This is a genomic window from Blautia sp. HCP3S3_C4 (assembly GCF_052064095.1).
Lineage (GTDB): Bacteria > Bacillota > Clostridia > Lachnospirales > Lachnospiraceae > Blautia_A.
The window spans coordinates 109165-132876 of the sequence record NZ_JBQHWF010000006.1; the positions used below are offsets into that span (position 1 = coordinate 109165).

Below are 23712 nucleotides of genomic sequence, written 5' to 3' on the forward strand. Positions count from 1 at the left end.
ATCATCTTTTTCATAATATTATCAGAACGTCCCTGCCTGAATTTCCCAGTTCATGGAAGATGATTTGATTTTCCGGGAGAAAACTATAATAGTATTTTGATATAATAATCTTTTTCTGATCTTCATTATAGTACAGAAACCCTGAAAATACTAATACATCGTTTTCGAAATAACTATACCACTCACTTGTCTGCGAATCCGATTGCACAGGTCTAAAAGCCTCAGCGTAGCCCGCGGCGCCTGCGTTTTTATACCAGCACACTCGAATCCGCATCCTACGAGATTGGTATAGTTATTTACGAAACGATGTACTAGGTTTAAAAAAGAGACAGAAAAGAGACCAAAAGAGACAAATGGTCTCTTTGGATTTATTCTATAATTCTTCATAAAAATACATTATAGAAATATTTAGAAGTACCTGATAGATCTGGCGAGACAGCTTCTCATAATACTGCATCCGCGGAAGGGCAACCAGATAACCGACTTCCAACGATGGGTCAGCTACAAGGGCAAAGGAATCATAGGAAACCCGCCGGATAAAGGAAGAATTTGTTTTTGGCGAATTTGTCTTACTTCTGATTGAATAATATTAATTAAGCAAAAATAAAATGTTACGAAACAATTATAAAATAATTACTCAAACTTCGCACATGTTTTTTGCCTATGCACCTTGAAAATTCAATACCTGGCAGTTATTCAGTTGTCAAAGTTCCGCTGCTATGCTGCTTGAAGCTGTGATTTCAATAATGCAGGTAATGTGTTCATAAATGTATCAACCAGATCATTGATTTTTTCTTCAGACAGTTCAGTGTTGTCGCTAAGCATGGTTCGGAACATTTGAAGCAGCATTTGAAATGCCTGTATCCATGTAATGTCAGACATTTCGTCAGAAAAGTATAAAAAAAGTTCACCCAATGAACGGTTGTCGTTGGATTCCCGGCTTTCCAGAGAAAGTATCATATATCGAGTAAAAACAACTGCTGTGTGAGCAGTCATTGCATCGTAAGATAAGGAGTTACATTCCCTGCTGAGGTTCAGATAGCTTTTGCATATCTTGAAGAAAACTTCGATATCCCAGCGCTTACCATAAATACGGATGATTTCATTTTCATCCAGGGTTGTATCTGTAGAGATAAGGCATAAATATTCCTTTCGCTTATTCCTGTTACGGACGTACACAACTTTAGCCGGAATGACTTTCCCATCCTTTACAACATCAACCAACACAGAAAGCAGGTATCGGGAACGACCGCGCCTCTTTTTATTCTGGTTGTAGATTGTGGTAAGAGACATATCTTTACCATTGTACCGAAAGAACATTTTGGGTGTCTTTTTTACCATGCCAATGACATCATAACCGATTGATTTCACAGCATGGAGCGTACTTGGAGAAGAAAACCAACTGTCAAAAAGAACGTATTTGGCTGGAATAGCAACTTTTTTAGCGATTTTTAAGAGTTCAAGCATCGCCTGTGTTCCTTTTTGCATGGAAAGCATTCTTCGTTTGTATCCGACGGTCCGTTTGTCAACATCTGCCGCTTCATTGACTCTGTTCTTTTTGTTTTCAGATGAGAGAAGAACGCTGTTGACGGGGAGAAATGTGCTTCCGTCTGACCATCCAAGCGTAAGCATACGGAATCCGAAACGGTATCTGTGATTTGCGTGGTCATAAGCCTTGGCAAGAAGTTCTACTTTCTTGGAACGATTGCGTTCGAACATGGAATCATCAATAATCAGTACATTTGTATGTTCCTTAGAATCCAAAGGTAAAATAGCATCCTTAATGATTCGGGAAGCTAACAGAGTCGTAAAGCGAATCCAATTAATTTTGATCATCTTCATGAAGCGGTACACAGTATCCTTTGCAAAACCAGGAGTATTTCGTCCGGTAATCAGGCTCATGTACATACTTCTGTTAGAGAAAATCAGCAAAAAAAGATACTGAAAAACTTCGACAACAGGAATTCCTTTTTTCTTATATGCATTGGATGCTTTTAATGCTGAAGAAATATGGAATCTTATAAAAAATCTTTTGATAGATTTAGAAATCTGCTTATCATTTTGGTTTGCTTGTGTTATACTTTTATTCATAGCATGAGCCTCCGGTTTTAATTGTTTTTGGACAACTCAATTATACCAAACCAGATGGTTTCATGCTATTTTATTGCCAGTATTTATTGAATTTTCAAGCACTTATTCAAGTGCGAAGTTTGAGATAATTATAAATAAACAAATACTATGTTGACATGATACTCATAAGGTGATATATATATATATAATATCTATATAACACATATGAATTGATAAAGGAGTAGAGGAGGGAAAAGATGTAATCTGTAACTATTTGATATTAAGAGGTGGGTAATTAGAAAATCCCTGAATAATTTTCAGAAAGGAGCAAAAGTATGTTGAGAAAAAAGTGGGAAAGAACCTTTCTTGTAACGGTACTTGCAATGACAATGTCTTTGACACCTGTTTCTGCATTCGGAAGTGAAGCATTTACAGATGGCGGTGAAGTTGGACAGGCAGACGGGAGTGCAGATTCGTTTGTGGAAGAAGATTTGCTGGAGAATGTTTTTGATGACGGAGTAGGAACAGAATCCGTATCGGAAGTGCCGGATATGACTTCAGAGCCTGTTGTTTCAGCGGAAACAGAGTTGTCTTCGAATCAGTTTGTTTACGAAGGAGTAATATACCGCAAAGATACCGGAAGGGATACCTGTGGAATTGTAGGCTACACAGAGGAAGTGCCTGAGGATCTTACGCTGAAAGAATACGTCAGTGACGGAACGAAAGACTTGTTTGTATACTCTGTAGCAGACAAAGCTTTTCAGAATTGTACGAAATTAAAAAAAGTATCTGTAGAATCAGCCTTCTTTGAGGTGGGAAAAAATATCTTCGATGGCTGTAAGGGGCTTACCGTTGAGTGCTATCGCTACACCTATATTTACAATGACCTTAAGGATAATGAAAAAATAAATCTGGTAGTAAGAGAACGTCCCGTAAATGAAGATGGTGATGAGGAAGTAGAGGTCGATAATGTTTCGTATTGGGCTGGTTTTAAGTGGCCCAAACCTTATTATTTTGCTGAAGGACTAAGAGGGGCTGTTTCTGTAAAAAGAGGGCTGTACGGTACACCGGTAACTGAGTTTATAGCGGCAAAAAAAGATATTGAGAGAGTAGAATTTCCGGATACAATACAGATAATAGGAAGCTTCGATCTGTGCATGTTCCGCTGTACCATGCTTCGTGAACTTATTATTCCGGATCATATTACAAAGATTGATGGGGAGTTTATAGCAAGTGATTGTAAAAATCTGGAATATGTGCATACAGGGAATGGCTATCGCCGCATAGAAGCCAGTGATTACAGTGATTGTCCGAATCTGAAGAAAGTGGAAATAGGAACAGGTGTTGAAGCAATTGATGACGGTGCATTTAAGAATTGTTACAGCTTGAAAGAACTTTATATTCCTTCCAATGTGAAGGAGATATCTGCAACCGCTTTTTGGGGAATTGAAGACAGTATAACGATTATTGGAGAGATGAGTTCTTATGCAGAGGCTTATGCTTCTTCCATGGGAATTAAGTTCAGAAGTAACGGGAAGACAGCAGAAACTTCCGTGCTTAAATTGAATAAACCAGTTGTGGCAGGAAATGTAATCAATGTATCTGTCGCCGGAAAAAATACTGATATTATGAAGTATGAATACAGAGTGGATCAGGTTGCAGAAGGTGAGCCATATGAAGGAGAGGATGTGGAGTTACTGATACCTGGTACTTTGATTGCTACTTGGGAAGAAAGTATACGAACTTTTGAAATGAAGGATGCTGTCGTAGAAATTCCATATCTTTCGGAAGCAGGAGATTATTATATCAGAGTCCGGGGCTTAAAAAAAGATAAAACATGGACAATATGGAGTCCTCCGAAAAAAGCAACGGTTAAAGTAAATACACCTGCGCTGCCGGAAATCACCAACGTTATTGTAAAGGGTTCAACAGTAACGGTGACTTTGAAAAAACTGGATAAACACGCATATGCATACGATTATATACTTGGAATCAAACCGGAAGAAGAATTTCTTTATTATGATGATTATGGTAGGAATGGATTGAAGGTTTCTCAGTTTGTTCCGAGTATAAAAAAATACGAACTGAAAGACAAGAGTACCATAAATGTTACTTTTAAAAATGTAAAGAAGGGTACTTACTATTTGAGTGTGCGGGGATATTCAAAAGATGGAAATAAGAAGTATTACAGTATTCCATCAAAGATTAAAAAGGTAAATGTTTTTCTCCCTGCAATGGTGAGTGGAGTACAGGTGACAGGAAGAACGGATTCATCCATTACCTGTAAATGGATGTCAGAAAAAATTCGTCCGGATGGTTATGTGGTTTATGTGCAGGACAGTAGAACCGGAAAAATTATCAAACGTGTAAACGTTAAGAATTCATTAACTTCTATGACAGTGAAAGGTCTGGCTGCAGGACAGGGTTATAAGATCATTGTTCGTGCTTACAATCGTGTAAACGGAAAGAATTATTATTCGGATTATAGTGAAAGTCAGGTAATCTGCTTTACTGCGCCTGGAACACCGTCTTTGAAAGGAAAGGCTGTTTCCGGCCATAAGGTAAGACTTGACTGGAGTGGCGCTTTTGCAGCATATAAGGATGGGGAATGCAGTTATGTGATTTATTATCGTAATGCAAAAGATAAAGGTTATCAGCGTCTGATGAAGTTTACAGACGGGGAGAAGAACTTCATCACAAAGGCTTTAAAGAAAGGTAATACCTATTATTTTAAAATGCGTGGAATCGTCCGTGACGAGAATGGAAATTATGCCACGACGGGAGCTTATTCCAATGTAGTTAAGGTGATTGTTAAATAGAGAATGTATTTCAGGCACAGTGTTATCACTGTGCCTGTTGCATTGCGTACCTGGCAGCACACATTTCTAATCGGTGCATGTTCGGAATTCGCCCGGTAGTGGGAAGAATATAGCCGAATGCAAGGGCAACTACACCTTCGTGAATGGTAGGCTGTTCATCAAGTCCTCGTTCTGCAACTTCCTTCTGCATCAGTCCCATGTGATGGCGGCACCAGCGGAGCCTGTCTGATACATTCGGAATATCTTCGTAATGTTGATACTGCTAATTGAACAACTGTGCTTCCAGTAACTTGCGAGGGGCGATCAGTCGGAAACTTAGGATATACATAGGTGCATACCTCACATTGCCGTCCAAAGTGGAACAGAATCGGCGGTAGGATAGCATTCAATATGTTATTTTGAAAAAAAACTTTGCAGATTGCGCGTCAAAGTAAACGTTGTACAGTACTTACAAAAAATACTTACGGAAGCACGAGATTCCTACATTGATTGCAGTATTGCAAAATGCTATACTACAGATATCAATTAAAGTATGATGGAGGCATGGATGAAAACTTATGAATATGGAAAATCGGACATTGTTCTGATCCAGCCTGTCGGGAAGCACGAACTTCCATGGATAGAAAACGAGGTAAGGGAAATACATAGATTAACTTCCGCGGATGTGAATTAAAAACTTTATCCTCACACGACTGAAGTCGCGTGCTTCCAGACGCTTTAGGCGTCAGACTAAATATCGGCGGATACGCCTGTAACTTAGGCCAGCGCAGTTATGCGCATTTTTCCATGCCAGATATGGCAGGTTCCCACATTGCAGGTAGTCCGCTGTATATCTGCCTGCATTTATGCTGCCTTTAAGATTTCCATTTGTAAATGAAGTTCTTTCAGATCTGCATAAACACATGAGGTTCTACGCTTTACCGAAGGGACTTTTGCCTCCAGCAAAGACCTTTCCGTTACCGGAAGGGGTTTTAAAAGTTCTCTGATAAAATATCTTGCTCCGATATTATACGATGCCGACAGGTCACAGTTATATCTTTTTCCTGTCTGGAATACACAAAGACTGTGATTTTTCGGGTCACGGGACACACTTCCGGAGCCATCGTATGCAAGCCTGCTCGTATTCCATGCGCAGACTCTGGATACCCGCATTCCTTTTCTGTGTGCCTGATGCTCACAGCGTTTCTGGATATCCCGTTTTCTCCACAGATGCAGTTTCTGTTTTTTCTTTCCGGATATCTTTCCCTGCATTTCCAGATACTCGAATACGATCACATCTGCATGGTTCTCTTCTGTATTTTTTACGATCGCACCTGCAATTTTTCTTCCCAGCTCTATGTTCAGGCGTTTCGTATATGCCCATCTTCCCCGTGACTGCGCAGAGCTGTGTTCCCTCTGGAATCTTCGGATTCGGCCCAGTGTGCGGTACATCCGGTCTTTTTCACTGGGATGATTGATAAATTTTCTCCCCAGGACAGTTCCGTCTGCCCGCATAATGGTACAGACCGCATCGGTATTGATTCCCAAGTCCACACTACAGATGATCTGTTCTTTTACCGATGTCTTCGTAAGTGTCACTTCTTCCGTATAAGAAAAACGCAGGAAATATTTATGGTGCCTTTTCTCCAGTGTCGGGGCTGATGCCTTTTTCCCCGACCAGTTTCTGCGCAGATATTCCATATCTGTGTGATTTAAACGCACACAAAACCATTTCCAGTCATGACCATCATACAGTTTCAGGTATGCTTCGTCTTTTCCTTCTTTTTCCTCTCTGTACATGACATCACGATAAAAAACAGGCATGGCATGATTCTCATACGCCAGTCTGGGTTTCCCTGCTTTTTCTCCTGACTTTTCCCACAGATCCATCCGTGTTTCGTAAGAAGATACACTTCCCAATGCATGCTGGATTGTGGCTCGCCTCAGGTAGGACGGCATCTTCGGAAAGCGAAGATCAAAATCAAAGCGTGCAGGATTCTTTTTTGTAGTATGCACCAGATGCTCTGCAGCATTAAACCGCCTTTTGGCATCCGGTATCTCTGCCAGTTCTTCCCACACCTGCTCATATATTTCTGTCAGGTAACAGACCGCAGACCGGTAGATTTCCAGTGTCTGGCGGACTGGGATATTCTGTTTTCGTAATTCTACGCCATAGCTGGATACGGTCTGCATCTCTTTTCCTCCAACAAATCATTTCTTCTGTCAGGCTTTTTTCTTTTCTTTTTCCTTTTGTCCTTCGATGTAGGCAAGCACCTGGTCTCTGCTCCTGTCACTGACCGTTATGGCACAGTAAGACGGATTCCACAGATGCCCACCCCACAGTTCCTTTTTTAACTCCGGATACGCAAGAAACATCTGGCGTGCAAGATTTCCTTTCATGATCTTGATCATATCTGAAATATAAAACTGAGGTTTACAGTCCACAAGCAGATGGATATGATCCGGCATCACCTCCATTGCCAGGATCTGAAATTTATATTCTTCTGCAAGATTCTGTAACATTTCTTTGCATTCTGTATCGATTCCGTTTTTTAAAACCTTTTTTCTGTATTTTGTACACCAGACAAGATGATACTGCAAGGAATAGACATATCCCCTACCATATGAAAGTTTGTTTTTATCTATATTAAATATATCTTTTTCCATATAAATATTATACCATATGTATTGGTTTATGTAAACATTTGTTCTGTTGTTTAGTAAAAAAATTTGCGCGTCTAACTCATCACTGAAAGTAACGAGAATGCGACGCGCAGTTATTCAAATACATTGCAGTGGAAATTGATGACTGGAACGAGGAGCTTTCGCCGTGGAAGGCACCGGCTGTATTTAAGGATGCCTGTTTTGGTGGAGGCGCAGTTAAAACGCTGGAGAAAATATTGATGCTTTGTTCAGATAAGAAGAAATATTATATTGGCGGTTATTCTTTAGCAGGACTGTTTTCCTTATGGGCAGCATACCAAACAGATGTGTTTACAGGAATTGCTGCGGTATCTCCGTCCGTCTGGTTTCCTGGATTTATTGATTATATGAGGGAACATGAAATTAAGAGCAAAACTGTTTATCTGAGTCTGGGTGACAAAGAGGAAAAGACGAGAAATCCGGTTATGGCACAGGTCGGAAACTGCATCCGGAGCGGGTATGATTGGCTTAAGAAATGCGGCGTAGATTGTACATTGGAATGGAATTCGGGTAATCATTACCGGGAGCCGGATATGAGAACAGCAAAAGCATTTGCCTGGATATTGCATCAGGATATGCGGGCGGAATAACTCCGTTGCTGGATAGAGATGGAAAACCTGTAGTTTCTCCGGTGCTGAACAGGTAAATATAACACCTTGATAATCATTTCTTAAAATGGTACAATCAATACACGCACAACGTAGATTATGCACAATTTCGGAAAGGAGTGTGATTGTATGACGTTGAAATTACCAGTTGGCATAGAAGATTTTCGAGAGATCCGCTGTGCCGGATTCTATTATGTAGATAAAACAAAACTGATCGAACAGCTCCTTGACAACTGGGGAAAGGTAAATCTTTTTACCAGGCCGCGACGTTTCGGAAAAACCTTAAATATGAGCATGCTTCACCGCTTCTTTGAAATTGGTGCTGACCAGTCATTATTTGATGGTCTGAATATCATGCTGAGAGAAGATCTATGTGATAAATATTTCGGACAGTTTCCGGTTATCTTCCTCACCCTAAAGGGTGTAGATGGTCTTTCCTTTGAAAAAGCAACACAAAAACTTATCAATTTGATCGCACGGGAAGCAGAGAGGTTTCGTTTTTTACAAGACAGTGATAGTCTGACAGAAAACGAAAAAGAAAGATACCTTGCCCTGATCCGAATGGACAATGGAAAATATTCTATGGATGAAGACATACTGGAGTCCTCGTTACAGACATTATCTGAGTTATTATTTCGACATTATGGTCAAAAGGTCATTATACTGATAGATGAGTATGATGTTCCCCTCGATAAAGCATACCAGAACGGCTATTACAGAGAAATGGTTTCGCTTATCCGGTCATTATTCGGTGATGCTTTAAAAACTAATGAATTTTTACAGTTTTCAGTTTTGACCGGATGCCTGCGGGTTTCAAAGGAAAGTATATTTACCGGTCTTAACAATTTCAAGATTCTCTCCATTACGGACGTGCGCTTTGATGAACAATTTGGATTCACGGAAGCTGAAGTTGAAAAACTGCTAAAAGATTACCATCTGGAATCACATTTATCGGAAATAAAGGAATGGTATAATGGATATCGCTTTGGAGATGCTGACATCTACTGTCCCTGGGATGTGATCAACCACGTGGATCTGCTTTGTGAAAACCCGGGGGAACTGCCGCAATGTTATTGGATCAACAGCAGTGGTAATGCGCTTGTAAAACGTTTCGTATCCATAGCGAACCGTACAACCCGAGACGAAATCGAACGTTTGCTAGCAGGTGAACCCATCGAAAAGTTTGTTCGTTTGGAATTAACATATGACGAGATAGATAACAGCATTGACAATATCTGGAGCGTACTGTTTACAACCGGATATCTGACTCAGGTGGGAATGACAGAACAAGGAGATTATAAATTGGTTATCCCAAACAAGGAAGTCCGGGAGGTTTTTCGTTTTCAGATACAGGAGTGGTTTAAAGACAACATTGGATGCAATACAGATCGTTTAACAGATTTCTGGAATTCCATGAAAGAAGGGAAAACAAAGGAGATAGAACACTATCTCAACTGGACTCTGAGTAATTCGATCAGTGTCTTCGACACAAAGGCGCAGGAGACAGAAAAAGAAAATTCCTATCACACTCTTTTGGTTGGCTTGTTAACAGGAAATTCTGACTGGGTGGTCCGGTCAAATGTAGAAGCCGGAGAAGGCTTTGTAGATATCCTTGTTGAGCCGGAAGATCCAGATGCCGGTATCGTAATTGAGCTTAAATATTCAAAAGAAGCAGCTGGATTGGAAAAAGCATGTGAAAAAGCGATCAAACAGATCAAAGACAGAAGATACTACGAATATTTGAGAAATGACGGTCGTTCAGATATTACTCTTTACGGCATTGCATTCTATAAAAAGAGATGTAAAGTTATTGTTGAAAAAATGAATGATATATAACATAATATATAGCAAGAATTCTCCTTCCTCTATAGGTAGAAAAATCAAAAGCCAATATGCAGAAAACAGCTGCCGGAGCTTCGGATAATAGAAAAAGAGCATGCTGTGGCATGTCATCATATAGTGAAATAATAAGACAAAGCCGGACGAATGATCGTCCGGCTTTTACTCGAAAAAGTGGCTATTAAACTAATGAAGCTAACGTAGAATAAAATTCTGGAAATTCTTTTTTCAGGCGGACGGGATAGCCGTCTGTATTCAGGAAACAGTGACAGGAGGAAGCCTCACATACCGTCACGCCTTCTGCATTTTTCATTATATATCCTAGCTTCAGCTTTATACCATTAAACGCAAGTGCTGTTACTTCAATACTGATTTCATCAGAAAAGGTAGTAGTTTTTTTGTAAGAGCATTCGACCGATATTACCGGTGAAATTATTCCGTCCTTTTCCAGCTTATCATAGGAAAATCCGGATTTTTCCAAAAAGTCAATTCTGGCCTCTTCCATCCATCGTATATAATTGGAATGATGGGTAATTCCCATTTTGTCTGTTTCGTAGTATTGAACCTTATGTGTGTACATTATTAAAATCCTCCTGATACAAAAGTCCCCACCCACTGCTTATTGCTTTTCGCAATTGAAGCAGGGGACTTACTTGATTTGGTTAAAAAGCGACGGAAAAGAGAATAAAGACTTCTATAGCCGTAATCCCTTAATATCTTTAATGCGTGATAAGATTGTGTTGCAGCTGCAGCTGATAATTCCGGGCAATGTATCAATGACATTATGCAGAAAGTATTCCATTTCATCACCTGATGAAGCAACTGCATGTACATGAAGCTTGTCTCTTCCTGTGACACGGTAAATCTGAGTGACTGTATCATTTTTGTACAATATATCTGTTACCTGCGACAGGTACTCCGGTTTTGTTTCAATTTCAAAGTAGCATGATACAGCCCCACTGATTTTTTGCGGATTAATAATTGTTGTATATTCTTCGATTACGCCTCTTTTCTCCAAAGCCTGGATACGGACTTTTACTGCCACTCTGGAAATACCGGTTTCTTCACCAATATCAGAGTAGGAGATGCGTGCATTTTCTATAAGCAGCCGGATAATTTTCTGATCCATTTCATCTAAACCGTCCAGATACATAAGTTCCCTCCTGTAAAATAATATAAAATAATGTCCGTCTGGTAGCAGATTTTCTTAAATATCATATCATTTATATTACTAAAAGTAAACAGCTGCTTGACTTATTTACTGTAACTGCATATAATTGTTTCGTAACGAAATCTAAAACTTACATTTTGTAAATACGATCGTGATTTCGGATAAAAAGCAGGAATTTATGGAGGAAAAGGAGAATGTCAAAAGATGAATATTTAATCACAGATGCCCCTCTTAAAGCACTGACTGTTTTTGCAATGCCTATGATTCTGGGCAGCTTCTTTCAACAAGTATATAATATGGCTGATTCCATTATTGTTGGTCAGTTTGTGGGGTCCTCGGCACTTGCGGCAGTTGGAGCCTGTGCTGCTTTGACCAATGTATTCATCTGTGTAGCATTGGGTGCAGGTGTAGGAGCAGGTGTACTTGTGAGCCGCTATTTTGGAGCCCAGAATTATAGCAAAATGAAAACAATTGTGTCAACATCGTTGATCAGTTTTCTGATTCTGAGTATACTTCTGGGGGTTTTTGGCTTTGGCTTTTCTCATTTTATGATGAGTTTATTACAAACACCTGCTGACATACTGGATGAAGCAGTACTGTATCTGCGTGTTTATTTTGTTGGATTTCCCTTTCTGTTTATGTACAATATCCTTTCAACGATGTTCAACTCCATCGGCGAATCTAAGATCCCGCTGGGTCTTTTGATATTTTCTTCTGTTTTGAATATTGTTATGGATCTTTGGATGGTGGCAGGTTTAGGGCTGGGTGTGTTCGGTGCCGCACTTGCAACTCTCATTGCGCAGGGGATTTCCGCAGTGTTTTCCCTTTTGATTTTCTTTAACCGGATGCGTCGATATAAAAGCCGATTTCACTGGTTTGACAGGCAGGAGTTACATTCCATGCTTCGTATTGCAGTACCATCGGTTCTTCAGCAATCCACAGTGTCAATTGGTATGATGATCGTACAGGCAGTTGTAAATCCCTTCGGTACACAGGCGCTGGCAGGTTATGCGGCAACCATGAGAGTAGAGAATGTTTTTTCACTGATATTTGTATCCATTGGTAATGCGGTTTCGCCCTATGTATCCCAGAATCTTGGGGCAAAGAAAATAGAACGTATCAAAAAAGGATATCGCGCTGCACTGGTGTTGGATCTGTGTTTCGCAGTCCTTGCTTTCATAGTCATTGAAACACTGCACACTCCAATTTCTTCCTTATTCCTGGGAAAAGATGGAACTGCTCTGGCATATCAGGTATCCGGGGATTATATGAAATGGCTGGGTTATTTCTTTATTTTTATGGGTATTAAGATGGCAACAGATGGAGTCCTTCGTGGACTTGGAATCATGCGGCCATTTCTTATTGCCAATATGGTAAACCTTTCAATCCGTCTATCAGTGGCTTTGATCTTTGCACCGCGTTATGGAATTGCATTTGTCTGGCTTGCTGTACCGGCCGGCTGGCTTGCGAATTTTCTGATCTCCTATGGTGCACTTAGAAAATCATGGCCGGTTGATGAAGGAGTTTCATTCCGGTAAATTTCTCTTAAGTTTTGATGGGAAGCTGGATTTGTATGTTAAGAGGTATATTTTCGTTACTGTTCACTGGCAATATCCCGCGAGGTGTTTTTTGTGAGCGAAGGTCACAGAAAACCCGAGACATACTGCGCGAATTTATGCGATTAGCATAAATTCTGTGCATCGCGAAGCGTGTTGCTGTGAACAGTAACATATTTTCTTATAGACATGATATAGTATGAGTGCTATAATAAAAAAAGATTTTTTATGGCATATTTATTAGCAAGCCGGTTGAAAAGCCGGGACGCAAAGCCAGAAGGAGCTAAAGTCAGACTGAAATCTGGCCATGCCAGCCGGTTGCATCATGCCTCAGTAATAATAAAAGGTAAAATGTTAAATGGGCATTATGGAAAAAGTTCCTGTAAAAATTTTTTACATGGAATTTTTTTTTGCTTCAAGCGGATATTTGAAATCTCCGCAGGGGACTTACCTGATTCGGTTAAATTTGAGGGACAATAGAAAAGAACAGCAGGAATGGATGAACATATTGCCAAGCCTGTTGATGGGAAATTATTAGTAAAAGTGATCAATGAGTTAGTAAAACGCAATCAGAGGGAGAAGTGATAATGAAAAAGAAAAAATGGAACAAGTTAGTTTCTGTACTTTTGGTGATGGTGACAGTCATGTCACTTCTGTCTGGCTGCGGCAGGAAAAGTACGGAAAAAGAAGACGCGGAAACTATCACAGTGTATCTATGGACCACAAATCTGTATGAAAAATACGCATCATACATCCAGGAACAGCTTCCGGATATCAACATTGAATTTGTAGTAGGCAATAATGATCTGGATTTCTATCGTTTTCTGAACGAAAACGGTGGATTGCCGGATATTATAACTTGCTGCCGGTTTTCCCTCCATGATGCAAGCCCCCTGAAGGACAGTCTGATGGATCTTTCCACAACCAATGCTGCAGGTGCTGTCTATGATACCTACCTTAACAATTTCAAAAATCAGGATGGCAGTGTAAACTGGCTTCCTGTGTGTGCAGATGCCCATGGCTTTGTAGTGAACAAAGATCTTTTTGAAAAGTATGATATTCCTCTTCCAACGGATTATGAAAGCTTCGTTTCTGCCTGCCAGGCATTTGATGAGGTGGGTATCCGTGGGTTTACTGCAGACTATTACTATGATTATACCTGTATGGAAACACTGCAGGGTCTGTCTGCATCAGAGCTGTCTTCTGTGGATGGACGTAAGTGGCGTACTATCTACAGTGACCCGGACAATACAAAGAGAGAAGGTCTGGACAGTACCGTCTGGCCGGAGGCTTTTGAACGTATGGAGCAGTTTATTCAGGATACAGGGCTGAGCCGGGATGATCTGGATATGAATTATGATGATGTGGTTGAGATGTACCAAAGTGGCAAGCTTGCCATGTATTTCGGCAGTTCTTTCGGTGTAAAAATGTTCCAGGATCAGGGCATTAACACAACATTCCTGCCATTCTTTCAGCAGAACGGCGAAAAGTGGCTGATGACTACACCATATTTCCAGATAGCTTTAAACCGTGACCTGACAAAGGATGAAACACGCCGGCAGAAAGCAATGAAGGTACTGAACACAATGCTTTCAGAGGATGCGCAGAACCGGATTATTTATGATGGGCAGGATCTGTTAAGCTACAGCCAGGATGTGGATTTCCAGCTTACGGAATATCTGAAGGATGTGAAACCTGTGATTGAAGAAAACCATATGTATATCCGTATTGCGTCAAATGACTTTTTCTCCGTTTCCAGAGATGTGGTGTCCAAGATGATCTCAGGAGAATATAATGCAGAGCAGGCTTATCAGTCATTTAATTCCCAGCTTCTTGAAGAAAAATCCACTTCTGAGGATATTGTGCTGGATTCAAAGAAAACTTATTCCAATCGTTTCCATACCAGCGGAGGCAATGAAGCCTATTCTGTTATGGCAAACACTTTGCGCGGTATTTATGGGACGGATGTGCTGATTGCAACAGGAAACAGCTTTACGGGAAATGTACTGAAGGCCGGTTATACAGAAAAAATGGCGGGCAACATGATCATGCCAAACGAGCTTTCCGCTTACAGCAGCGAAATAAGTGGGGCAGAACTGAAGGAAATGGTCAGAAACTTCGTAGAAGGCTACCAGGGAGGCTTTATCCCCTTTAACCGCGGCTCTCTGCCTGTGTTCAGTGGTATTTCTGTAGAAATCAAGGAAACGGATAATGGTTATACATTGAGTAAAGTTTCAAAGAATGGAAAACAGATTCAGGACAAGGATACTTTTACTGTGACCTGTCTTGCAGCACCACAATATATGGAAGCTTATCCGGCAGAGGAAAATATTGTATTTGATGGAGGGGATACCTCTGTGGAAGATACCTGGACAACATATGTTTCAGATGGTAATGCCATTCTTGCAGAGCCTGAAGACTACATTACTCTGAGGTGAGAAGAATGGATGTTAAGAATCATAATACAAACAGAAAGAAACGGGTTGCGAGAAAACGATGGAATACGGCAATTTTTATTGCCCTATTCGTTGGAATCCTTTTGACTGTTTTCCGATATTTGGGGTTTGTATCGAAGACTGTTTATGAGGAAAGTGTTTCTCACCTGACAGAAATTTTTCATCTGTCTGATAATATGCTAAGTGAGCTGACAAATAAGAATCTGACTTATCTCCATATATGGGGGGAATATCTGCAGAACACTTCCGATGAAAGTGAAATTCGTGAGTATATAGAGAAAGCACAGGAAGATGCAGGCTTTTTAGATTTTTATTTCCTGTCAGCGGACGGGAACTATAAGATGACAACAGGTGAAACCGGGTATCTGGGATTGCAGGAAAATATTGAAGATGAGATCCGGCAGGGAAATGATGTGATAACCAATGCAACGGTTCCCGGAAAATCCCAGCTCCTTGTTTTTGCTACTCCCAGGCCTCATGGAAGTTATCAGGGCTTTGAATATGATGCTATTGCCATTGCCTATGAAAACTCTGATATCATAAATGTGCTGAATATTTCTGCTTTCAATGGAAATGCCCAGAGTTATGTGGTTCATCCGGATGGCCGTGTTGTTGTGGATCATTCTTCTGAGGCATGGGGAGAGGTGTATAATTTCTTTGGGATTCTGAGAGAACATTCTACTCTGTCTGAAAAAGAGATCCTTAAGCTTTCAGAAGAGTTTAAGGAAGGACATACAGATGCAATGCTGATAAATCTGGATGGAGAGGATTACTATCTGGTCTATGAGAAATCCAAACCTCAGGACTGGATCTTTCTGGGACTTGTCCAGGCTGATATCGTCAATGCCAGTATGAATGCTCTGCAGCGCAGTACTATAATGCTTGTGAGTGCCGTAGCATTGTGTATTGCCGGTCTTTTTATTGGATTTATTCTCCAAAAAAACAGGGTAAACCTGAAGAGAAAGGATACGGAGATCCTGTATAAGGACGAACTGTTTCAAAAGCTTTCAATGAATGTGGATGACGTTTTCCTGTTGCTGGATGCTAAAACGTATAAAGTAGATTACGTCAGTCCCAATGTGGAAAAACTGCTGGGTATTACAGTAGAACAGATCCGTAAAGATATTTGTGTCCTTGGGAAACTGCATTCCGGGGATGTTGAAAATCCGGAGAAGAATTATCTGGAAGAAATCCAGGTTCATGAGCAGCAGGAATGGGATTTTGAATATGTTCATCAGAAAACAGGAGAACACCGCTGGTTTCATAACGTTGCAATGGGCAGCGAGGTAAACGGGAAAAAGAAATATATCCTGGTTCTGTCAGATCGTACCTCTGACAGAAAAATGAATCAGGCCCTTTCTGAGGCGGTTCGCGCTGCGGAGACTGCAAACAAGGCAAAGAGCACCTTTCTTTCCAATATGTCTCACGATATCCGTACACCAATGAATGCGATCATTGGTTTTACCACACTGGCTGTAAGCAACATTGATGATAAAGAAAGGGTTCGGGATTATCTGGGTAAGATTCTTTCCTCCAGTAATCATCTGCTCTCACTGATCAATGATATCCTGGATATGAGCCGTATTGAGAGTGGAAAGATTCATCTGGAAGAAACGGAAGTCAGTCTGTCAGAGGTTCTTCATGATCTGAAAACCATTATCAGCGGACAGATCCATGCGAAACAGCTGGAGCTTTACATGGATGTCATGGATGTTACCAATGAGGATGTTTATTGTGACAAGACCAGGCTGAATCAGGTGCTGCTGAATCTTTTGTCCAATGCGATCAAGTTTACTCCTGCAGGCGGAACCGTTTCTGTCCGGCTGAGAGAGTATCCGGGTACACAGAGAGGCTGTGAACTGTACGAAATCCGGGTAAAGGATAACGGAATCGGCATGAGTCAGAAATTTGTACAGAAGATCTTTTCTCCTTTTGAGAGAGAGCGGACTTCCACTGTAAGCAGGACTCAGGGTACAGGGCTGGGCATGGCTATTACCAAGAACATCGTGGATATGATGGGTGGAACCATTGAAGTTCAGACAGAACAGGGAAAAGGTACTGAATTTATTATCCGCCTGCCATTGCGGATCCAGCCTGAGAATCACCGTATAGAGAAAATCGCAGAGCTGGAAGGCCTGAAGGCATTGGTAGTAGACGATGATTTCAATACCTGTGACAGTGTGACTAAGATGCTTGTAAAGGTTGGAATGCGTTCGGAATGGACACTTTCCGGTAAGGAGGCTGTTCTCCGCGCACGACAGTCTATGGAAATGGGTGATGCATTCCATGCTTATATCATTGACTGGCGTCTGCCGGATATGAACGGCATTGAAGTTACCCGTCAGATCCGTAGTCTTGGTGACGATACGCCGATCATTATCCTGACTGCTTATGACTGGTCAGATATTGAAGTGGAAGCCAGGGCAGCAGGGGTAACTGCGTTCTGTGCCAAACCTATGTTTATGTCAGATATCAGAGAGACTCTGATGGCTGCTATCGGCCAGAAGCAGGCTGAGGCAGAGGATAATATTCTTCCGGCAGCAAGTTCAGATTTCAGAGGCAGGCGCATACTGCTTGTGGAAGATAATGAACTGAACAGTGAAATTGCAGTAGCGCTCCTTAGTGAATATGGTTTTCGGGTTGATACAGCGGAAGATGGAGCAGAGGCTGTGGAGAAAGTTAAGAATTCAACACCAGGTGATTATGATCTGGTGCTTATGGATGTGCAGATGCCTGTAATGAATGGATATGAGGCTACTGAGCAGATCCGTTCACTGGATGATCCTTCACTGGCGGGAATTACAATCCTTGCCATGACTGCCAATGCTTTTGACGAAGACAGAAGGAAAGCACTGACATGTGGTATGAATGGATTCTTATCCAAACCAATTGTTATAGAGGAATTGATCAATACCTTGCAAAATATTCTGACGGATTAGTAAAACAAAAACCTGCTAAGAAAAGTTAAAAACTTTTTAGCAGGTTTTTATTTTTTTAAGAAATTTCTAAGCGGCCATTGAAAAGTCCGAAAATGAGTAGTATTCTAATTATATCAATATATAATGTTTTCGTAGAACCGAAAGCAAAATCAGATGAATGCAAAGGAGGATTTTCATCATGAACATGAAGAAGAAAATGAAACGTTTTGCAAAGATACTGGTTGCCTCTCTGGTTATTGCAGGCTTTTGTCCAACAGGGATTCCCACACCAATAAACTCAGTTGTTGAGGTACAGGCTGCCACAAAAGCAAAGGTACCCACCTGTGCAGCCAAACAAACAGTACGTGTAGTGGGGGCTTTTGGAGGACCTAACGAAAATGGTGGAGCAAAAACTATTTTGGATATTCCGGAATGCTATATCTTCATTAGAAACCTGAGTTCTAATGCCAAAATCACAAATATCAAATCTTCCAACAAAAAAATTAAGGCAACCAAAAGAGAAGGTTTAAATGCTCTGGAACTTTCTTCTACTCTTATGCCTTTTGATGAGACTGATCTTGCCGGAGCTTCTTCCACAATTTCATTCCGGGTAACCCAGAATGGAAAGCAGTATAAGCTGTCCTGTAAGATTAAAGTAGCTGAGAAAAAATCTCCGTTTTCTAAACTTACGGTTGGATCCAAAAATTATGCATCTTATTTTAATGGATATATGTATGTTAAGGAAAAACCAATGAAGGGCAAGAAAAAAATATATGTAAAAATGGCTCCAGGGTATGTATTAGATTCCATAGATATGCTTTCTTCTAAAAATGGAAAATATACAAACAAGAAAATCAAAAATGGCTCCACAGTTAACCTTACATCTTGCGACCAGATTTCCCTATCATATCATACAACCAGGAAACCTGTTAACTACAAAGCTCCTTCTAAGTGGTTTGGACAGGTGGAGTCACCTCTGCATAATTATAATTCATTAATATTCCAGTAATACCCCCATTCATTGCCAAAAGGTTTGGCTGTGATATTTCATCCGCTTGACTCGAGCAGAAAAAAGAAGGCGTAAATTCATATTCGGATTTACGCCTTCTTTGTATAATATTATTTAATAATAGTTTCTCTGTATATTGGTATCACTCCAGAATTGTTTGTGAATACTCAAAAATAAGTCAAGGGGATAAAATCATCCGCTTCGCTATTTGCGGGAATGCAGATTATAAATTTTGAATAGTTCCATTCAAAATTGTAAAGGATAGCATATAGGAAAGGAGGTAGTCTTATGACTTTGGAACAGGTTGTCCTGACAATGATTAATGACAAAATGCTGGATAATGGACAGATTTCCGAAAAACTGCACAGCAGTATTCAGAAGGACATCTTTTCTTTGATTGCATCTGACACTGCAGCCATGAAGAGGGAAGAACAGATAAACAGTTCATACCAATACCATGAACGAATCAGTTAACCGAATCAAGTAAGTCCCCTGCTTCAATTACGAATATCCGATTGACTTGGAAAGGAACAAAATGGACATCTATGCAACCCGCGAGGAACTGAAATTACGGCAGAAAAGCATCTTTGATCTGGAACTGAAGGTTGCGTATTATGCGCGTGTCAGTACGGACAAGGAGGAACAGAAAACCTCTATTGAGCATCAGTGGACTTTTTTTGAGCAGTTAATTTCGGGGGTGAAAAATTGGAAATTTATAGATGGTTATATAGATGAAGGAATCTCCGGCATTACTGTAACCCACAGAGAAGAATTTCAGAGAATGCTCCAGGATGCAAAGGATGGAAAAATTGACCTCATCATTACCAAAGAGATTACCCGTTTTGCCCGAAATGTATTAGATAGTATACGATATACAAGAGAACTGCTGGACTGCGGAACAGCCGTATGGTTTCAGAACGACAACATCAATACATTGGATGAGGATTCTGAACTCAGACTGTCAATCATGTCTGGTATTGCACAGGAAGAAAGCAGAAAACTTTCAAGCCGAGTACGTTTTGGTCATGCCAGATCCATACAGAATGGTGTGGTTCTTGGCAATTCCCATATTTACGGATGGGACAAACGAAATGGGAAATTGTTTTTAAATCCTGAAGAAGCAAAAATGGTTCAGCTTATTTTTGAAAAATATGCCCTGGGAAACTGGTCTACCCATTCGCTGGAACAATTTTTATGGGAATGCGGTTACAGAAATTACAAAGGAGGAAGAATTAACAGCCATGTGATTGCCAATATTATCCGAAACCCTAAATATAAGGGATATTATGTTGGCGGAAAAGTAAAAATAGTTGACCTTTTTACTAAGAAGCAGAAGTTTCTGCCTGAAAATGAATGGATAATGTATAAAGACGATGGCACCCATGTCCCGGCAATCGTAGATGAAAAACTGTGGGAAAATGCCAACAGGATTTTGGAAGAAAGAAGTAAAAATATTAAATCGAAAAAAACTTCCTATAAGCAGAACAACCTTTTTACAGGGCTTATCCATTGTACCGAAGATGGGGCTGCATATTGGCTGAAAGTCAGAACTGTCCGTGAAAAAGATGCAAAGACATGGGTATGCAGTCATCGTATAAAACATGGGGCAATTTCCTGTAAATCCAAACCGATAAAAGAGGAGCTCCTACTTAAAATGATATCGGATGTTTATAATGATATGGCTCAAAGCAATAAAAATATACTGCACAAATATCTGGAGCTTTATGAGAAAGAGCTTAACAAATCAGAAGGAACAGAAGAAAAAATACACAGCCTGCAACATGAAATAACAGCACTGGAACAGAAGAGAGATAAGTTGTTGGATTACAATATGGGCGGCTATATTTCAGATGCAGAATTTCTCAGCAGAAACCAGGCTTTTACACAGCAGATTGCGAAAAAAAAGGAGGATCTGGAACAACTGAAAAATACAAAGCCCTTATCTAAAGCAGAATTACTGGATCAGATGGATAAGATATTAGATTATACAAAAGAATATTCTTACGTAAAAACCAAGGATATAACCAGATCTATGATTGAAAATACCATTCATAAGATAGAAATCACTCCCATAAATGAAAAGAAAGCAGAGGTGTTGATCGTATTTAAAAGCGGAAGTCTGCATAGCTCTGATTCTGTCATTCCGGCACTGGGACAGGAAAAAACTTATATTACGGAGACTGGGTATGAGTATGTTATGCATTCAGGAATTATTATGTAAATAATGTAGCAGGTGTAAGATATGGCGAATACTAAAAAAAGATGGACAGCTGAAGAAATTGATATATTAAAAAAATATTATCCCACAGAAGGTGATGCCGTCTTTAAAAGACTGCCTGGAAGAACTGCTAAAAGCTGCAGGATTCAGGCATCAAAGCTGAAAATATCCAAAAGCATTTCTTCTGCTATTATACAGGATGACCGTAAGTATATCAGATTATGGACAAAGGCAGAAGATGAAATACTCAGAGAATATTATGCAGAAGAGGGCAGTAATGTACGTTGCCGTTTGAATCAAAGATCTGCGGAATCCTGCAGAGGAAGAGCAGCTTCATTAGGACTTGTTTATTCCAGTGCAAACAGAAAATGGAGCAGCAGAGAAGATGAAATTCTAAAGAAGTATTATTCAACAGAAGGGTCTGAAATTCAAAAAAGACTGCATGAAAGAACCAAAGAGGCATGTAATAAAAGAGCCGCCAAATTAGGTCTCCGTATGCAGGGAAGAAAAAAATGGACTGCAGAAGAGGATGAAATTATAAAAACATATTATAAAGCTGAAGGGGGAAAAGTGGCAGAGAGATTAGAGGGAAGAACACTGAGCGCCTGTCAGTCCAGAGCAAAGTATTTAAACGTCAGATCAGACAATAACAGAATTCCGTGGACTCAGGAAGAAGACGATATCATTACCCGATATTATGAAGAAAAAGGAGCCGGATATGTGCATAGGCTTATTCCTGAAAGATCTCCTCAGGCATGCAGATACAGAGCAATGACTCTTGGTTTAAGTACAAAAAACAATAATCCATGGACAAAAGCCGAAGAGAAAATACTGAAGAAATATTATCCAGCTGAGGGCAGCAATGTTTACAAGCGTTTCAATGGTCGAACCAGAAACGCATGCATCAGCAAGTCGGCACAATTACATCTGCAATATGGTCCTACTATGTATAAAGGACCTGCCTTAGATGAATGGATCATCTCCACAGTAAAACAGGGAATCACAAAAATAAACCAATCTATGACATACAGTGAAATTATCCTTAAATCCGGAGAACTCCCTGAGCTACATCTGAAAATGGAATACGATAAAACCGGAGAATTGAAAATTTATGAGGATTCTATCCTTTCAAATGAAAAAAAATACCACATACAGCAGGTTGAAAAGCTTGCAGATACAATGAAACTACAGATAAAAGAAAACAAAATGATTGTAAATAGCAGTGAAAAAAACGCCGGAGATGATGTTATCAGACTGATAATAGGATGTTATCTGGTTTATTTTTCCTATGGTGGCTAAAAAATAAAGAAAAAGGCATGGCTTTTATATTACCTTGATAATCATTTTTCCAAATGATACAATTATGCATAAGGGAAAAAATACTGATTTTTCAGTTAGAAAGCAGGTAAGAAAAATGTATTTGATAAAGACAATAAAAAATGACATAACAAAAATAACAGACGTACAGGCAATCGTAAATGCTGCAAACAATTCGCTTCTCGGAGGTGGTGGCGTAGACGGTGCAATTCACAGAGCCGCTGGTCCAAAGCTGCTTGCCGAATGCCGAACACTCCACGGATGTGAGACTGGAGAAGCAAAGATTACAAAGGCATATCATCTGCCCTGTAAGTATGTGATCCATACTGTAGGACCTATATGGAATGGTGGTAAAAACAGGGAAGAAGAACTTCTTTCAAGCTGTTATTTTAACTCCATGAAATTGGCAAGTGAAAATGGAATCAGGTCTATTGCATTCCCTTCCATATCAACAGGAGTATACAGATTTCCGGTCGTACTGGCAGCAAAGGTAGCGGTAAATACTGTAAATAAATTTTTGCAGGATCATCCGGACAAATTTGACCTGGTAGAATGGGTGCTTTTTGATTCTCACACAGAATCGGTTTATAAGGCTGAGGTGGAACGGATAAAGAAGCTATGTAAATGAAAAATAGTCAAAAAGAGTTTCAGATGATAAGTCTGGGACTTTTTTTATTGTTTAAATCGGATATGAGCAACATACTGCTGAATGAATACGAAATCGAAAATGGAACTGTTCAGACAGATTCAGGAGATGTATTCTTTAAAAATTGCGATTTCGATAATCTGAAAGTGCAAACTGATATGGGAGATATCAATGTTGATGATGCGCTGACCGGTAAGAGGATGGAAGACCAAGACGACTGCGATATTTCCTACACACAAAAAGGAACAGGAGGAAATCTGGTGATCCAGACCAATAGTGGAGATGTACGTCTGAAGTGCAGAGCAAGTGATTCTTAAAAATGAAGGTACTGTAATTTTATCGGAGGGTCTGGTTTTGCAGGAAGCTTATAATATCTTCTGGCATATAATGTTAAATTAATAAC

Annotated in this window: 20 protein-coding genes and 1 riboswitch; of the genes, 14 read left to right on the plus strand and 6 right to left on the minus strand. The window is 40.1% G+C overall.

What is annotated here, in order from left to right:
• Nucleotides 1–717 precede the first annotated feature (717 nt).
• On the minus strand, nt 718–2091 hold the full coding sequence (locus tag ACTNC6_RS07550) for an IS4 family transposase (RefSeq protein WP_441043735.1): 1374 nt from the start codon (nt 2089–2091) through the stop codon (nt 718–720).
• A 314-nt stretch (nt 2092–2405) separates the two neighbouring features.
• Here ACTNC6_RS07550 and ACTNC6_RS07555 point away from each other — a divergent pair, with 314 nt between their 5' ends.
• Nucleotides 2406–4889, plus strand: a complete 2484-nt coding sequence (locus tag ACTNC6_RS07555) for a leucine-rich repeat protein (RefSeq protein ID WP_441043737.1) — start codon at nt 2406–2408, stop codon at nt 4887–4889.
• A gap of 25 nt (nt 4890–4914) precedes the next feature.
• Here the strand turns inward: ACTNC6_RS07555 and ACTNC6_RS07560 are convergent, their stop codons facing one another.
• On the minus strand, nt 4915–5088 hold the full coding sequence (locus tag ACTNC6_RS07560) for a hypothetical protein (protein ID WP_441043739.1): 174 nt from the start codon (nt 5086–5088) through the stop codon (nt 4915–4917).
• A 348-nt stretch (nt 5089–5436) separates the two neighbouring features.
• On the opposite strand from ACTNC6_RS07560, the gene ACTNC6_RS07565 reads away from it, so the two are divergent.
• Complete coding sequence (locus ACTNC6_RS07565) at nt 5437–5562, plus strand: hypothetical protein (RefSeq protein WP_441043741.1); 126 nt, start codon at nt 5437–5439, stop codon at nt 5560–5562.
• A 170-nt stretch (nt 5563–5732) separates the two neighbouring features.
• On the opposite strand, the gene ACTNC6_RS07570 is transcribed toward ACTNC6_RS07565, so the two are convergent.
• Nucleotides 5733–7061: an IS200/IS605 family accessory protein TnpB-related protein gene (locus ACTNC6_RS07570; RefSeq protein ID WP_441043743.1), complete on the minus strand. Its 1329-nt coding sequence runs from the start codon at nt 7059–7061 to the stop codon at nt 5733–5735.
• A gap of 30 nt (nt 7062–7091) precedes the next feature.
• A complete protein-coding gene (gene tnpA, locus ACTNC6_RS07575) occupies nt 7092–7535 on the minus strand; it encodes an IS200/IS605 family transposase (RefSeq protein ID WP_020993527.1) in 444 nt (147 codons plus the stop codon).
• Between the two features lie 128 nt (nt 7536–7663).
• Here tnpA and ACTNC6_RS07580 point away from each other — a divergent pair, with 128 nt between their 5' ends.
• The 3 genes from ACTNC6_RS07580 to ACTNC6_RS07590 all read left to right on the plus strand — a co-directional run bounded on the left by ACTNC6_RS07580 (nt 7664) and on the right by ACTNC6_RS07590 (nt 10015).
• Nucleotides 7664–8161, plus strand: a complete 498-nt coding sequence (locus ACTNC6_RS07580) for an esterase (protein WP_441043745.1) — start codon at nt 7664–7666, stop codon at nt 8159–8161.
• Entirely contained in the window at nt 8158–8217 is a 60-nt protein-coding gene (locus ACTNC6_RS07585) for a hypothetical protein (protein WP_441043789.1), read from the plus strand. The genes ACTNC6_RS07580 and ACTNC6_RS07585 overlap by 4 nt, the downstream gene beginning before the upstream one ends.
• Before the next feature lie 91 nt (nt 8218–8308).
• Entirely contained in the window at nt 8309–10015 is a 1707-nt protein-coding gene (locus ACTNC6_RS07590) for an AAA family ATPase (RefSeq protein ID WP_441043747.1), read from the plus strand.
• 184 nt (nt 10016–10199) lie between these two features.
• On the opposite strand, the gene ACTNC6_RS07595 is transcribed toward ACTNC6_RS07590, so the two are convergent.
• Together ACTNC6_RS07595 and ACTNC6_RS07600 are read right to left on the minus strand one after the other, a co-directional pair.
• Nucleotides 10200–10598, minus strand: coding sequence for an acyl-CoA thioesterase (locus ACTNC6_RS07595; protein ID WP_441043749.1), 399 nt, complete (start codon nt 10596–10598; stop codon nt 10200–10202).
• A gap of 114 nt (nt 10599–10712) precedes the next feature.
• Nucleotides 10713–11171 carry an Lrp/AsnC family transcriptional regulator gene (locus tag ACTNC6_RS07600; RefSeq protein ID WP_441043751.1) on the minus strand — a complete coding sequence of 153 codons (459 nt, stop codon included), beginning with the start codon at nt 11169–11171 and terminating at the stop codon, nt 10713–10715.
• Nucleotides 11172–11383: 212 nt separating this feature from the next.
• Here ACTNC6_RS07600 and ACTNC6_RS07605 point away from each other — a divergent pair, with 212 nt between their 5' ends.
• From ACTNC6_RS07605 to ACTNC6_RS07645, 9 genes are all read left to right on the plus strand, one after another.
• Complete coding sequence (locus ACTNC6_RS07605) at nt 11384–12727, plus strand: MATE family efflux transporter (protein WP_441036653.1); 1344 nt, start codon at nt 11384–11386, stop codon at nt 12725–12727.
• A gap of 250 nt (nt 12728–12977) precedes the next feature.
• Nucleotides 12978–13071: riboswitch (cyclic di-GMP riboswitch) on the plus strand.
• Nucleotides 13072–13332: 261 nt separating this feature from the next.
• Entirely contained in the window at nt 13333–15183 is a 1851-nt protein-coding gene (locus tag ACTNC6_RS07610) for an extracellular solute-binding protein (RefSeq protein ID WP_441043753.1), read from the plus strand.
• A gap of 5 nt (nt 15184–15188) precedes the next feature.
• On the plus strand, nt 15189–18140 hold the full coding sequence (locus tag ACTNC6_RS07615) for a response regulator (protein ID WP_441043755.1): 2952 nt from the start codon (nt 15189–15191) through the stop codon (nt 18138–18140).
• Nucleotides 18141–18318: 178 nt separating this feature from the next.
• A complete protein-coding gene (locus ACTNC6_RS07620; RefSeq protein WP_441036656.1) occupies nt 18319–19128 on the plus strand; it encodes a hypothetical protein in 810 nt (269 codons plus the stop codon).
• 288 nt (nt 19129–19416) lie between these two features.
• A complete protein-coding gene (locus tag ACTNC6_RS07625) occupies nt 19417–19602 on the plus strand; it encodes a hypothetical protein (protein ID WP_441036657.1) in 186 nt (61 codons plus the stop codon).
• A gap of 61 nt (nt 19603–19663) precedes the next feature.
• Nucleotides 19664–21349: a recombinase family protein gene (locus tag ACTNC6_RS07630; protein WP_441043756.1), complete on the plus strand. Its 1686-nt coding sequence runs from the start codon at nt 19664–19666 to the stop codon at nt 21347–21349.
• A 21-nt stretch (nt 21350–21370) separates the two neighbouring features.
• Nucleotides 21371–22645, plus strand: coding sequence for an SANT/Myb-like DNA-binding domain-containing protein (locus ACTNC6_RS07635; protein ID WP_441043757.1), 1275 nt, complete (start codon nt 21371–21373; stop codon nt 22643–22645).
• Nucleotides 22646–22760: 115 nt separating this feature from the next.
• Nucleotides 22761–23291, plus strand: coding sequence for an O-acetyl-ADP-ribose deacetylase (locus ACTNC6_RS07640; RefSeq protein WP_441043758.1), 531 nt, complete (start codon nt 22761–22763; stop codon nt 23289–23291).
• The gene (locus ACTNC6_RS07645; RefSeq protein WP_441043759.1) at nt 23288–23626 is read left to right on the plus strand and encodes a DUF4097 family beta strand repeat-containing protein; all 339 of its coding nucleotides are present in this window, start codon (nt 23288–23290) and stop codon (nt 23624–23626) included. Before ACTNC6_RS07640 ends, ACTNC6_RS07645 begins: the two co-directional genes overlap by 4 nt.
• The last annotated feature ends 86 nt before the right edge of the window (nt 23627–23712 follow it).

Excerpts from the sequence above, each read along its gene's own strand:
- ACTNC6_RS07635 (WP_441043757.1), top strand. The coding sequence starts at position 21,371 with ATGGCGAATACTAAAAAAAGATGGACAGCTGAAGAAATTGATATATTA.
- ACTNC6_RS07550 (WP_441043735.1), bottom strand. The coding sequence starts at position 2,091 with ATGAATAAAAGTATAACACAAGCAAACCAAAATGATAAGCAGATTTCT.
- tnpA (WP_020993527.1), bottom strand. The coding sequence starts at position 7,535 with ATGGAAAAAGATATATTTAATATAGATAAAAACAAACTTTCATATGGT.
- ACTNC6_RS07600 (WP_441043751.1), bottom strand. The coding sequence starts at position 11,171 with ATGTATCTGGACGGTTTAGATGAAATGGATCAGAAAATTATCCGGCTG.
- ACTNC6_RS07645 (WP_441043759.1), top strand. The coding sequence starts at position 23,288 with ATGAAAAATAGTCAAAAAGAGTTTCAGATGATAAGTCTGGGACTTTTT.
- ACTNC6_RS07590 (WP_441043747.1), top strand. The coding sequence starts at position 8,309 with ATGACGTTGAAATTACCAGTTGGCATAGAAGATTTTCGAGAGATCCGC.
- ACTNC6_RS07640 (WP_441043758.1), top strand. The coding sequence starts at position 22,761 with ATGTATTTGATAAAGACAATAAAAAATGACATAACAAAAATAACAGAC.
- ACTNC6_RS07615 (WP_441043755.1), top strand. The coding sequence starts at position 15,189 with ATGGATGTTAAGAATCATAATACAAACAGAAAGAAACGGGTTGCGAGA.
- ACTNC6_RS07555 (WP_441043737.1), top strand. The coding sequence starts at position 2,406 with ATGTTGAGAAAAAAGTGGGAAAGAACCTTTCTTGTAACGGTACTTGCA.
- ACTNC6_RS07570 (WP_441043743.1), bottom strand. The coding sequence starts at position 7,061 with ATGCAGACCGTATCCAGCTATGGCGTAGAATTACGAAAACAGAATATC.
- ACTNC6_RS07610 (WP_441043753.1), top strand. The coding sequence starts at position 13,333 with ATGAAAAAGAAAAAATGGAACAAGTTAGTTTCTGTACTTTTGGTGATG.
- ACTNC6_RS07565 (WP_441043741.1), top strand. The coding sequence starts at position 5,437 with ATGAAAACTTATGAATATGGAAAATCGGACATTGTTCTGATCCAGCCT.
- ACTNC6_RS07625 (WP_441036657.1), top strand. The coding sequence starts at position 19,417 with ATGACTTTGGAACAGGTTGTCCTGACAATGATTAATGACAAAATGCTG.
- ACTNC6_RS07595 (WP_441043749.1), bottom strand. The coding sequence starts at position 10,598 with ATGTACACACATAAGGTTCAATACTACGAAACAGACAAAATGGGAATT.
- ACTNC6_RS07560 (WP_441043739.1), bottom strand. The coding sequence starts at position 5,088 with ATGGGACTGATGCAGAAGGAAGTTGCAGAACGAGGACTTGATGAACAG.
- ACTNC6_RS07630 (WP_441043756.1), top strand. The coding sequence starts at position 19,664 with ATGGACATCTATGCAACCCGCGAGGAACTGAAATTACGGCAGAAAAGC.
- ACTNC6_RS07620 (WP_441036656.1), top strand. The coding sequence starts at position 18,319 with ATGAACATGAAGAAGAAAATGAAACGTTTTGCAAAGATACTGGTTGCC.
- ACTNC6_RS07605 (WP_441036653.1), top strand. The coding sequence starts at position 11,384 with ATGTCAAAAGATGAATATTTAATCACAGATGCCCCTCTTAAAGCACTG.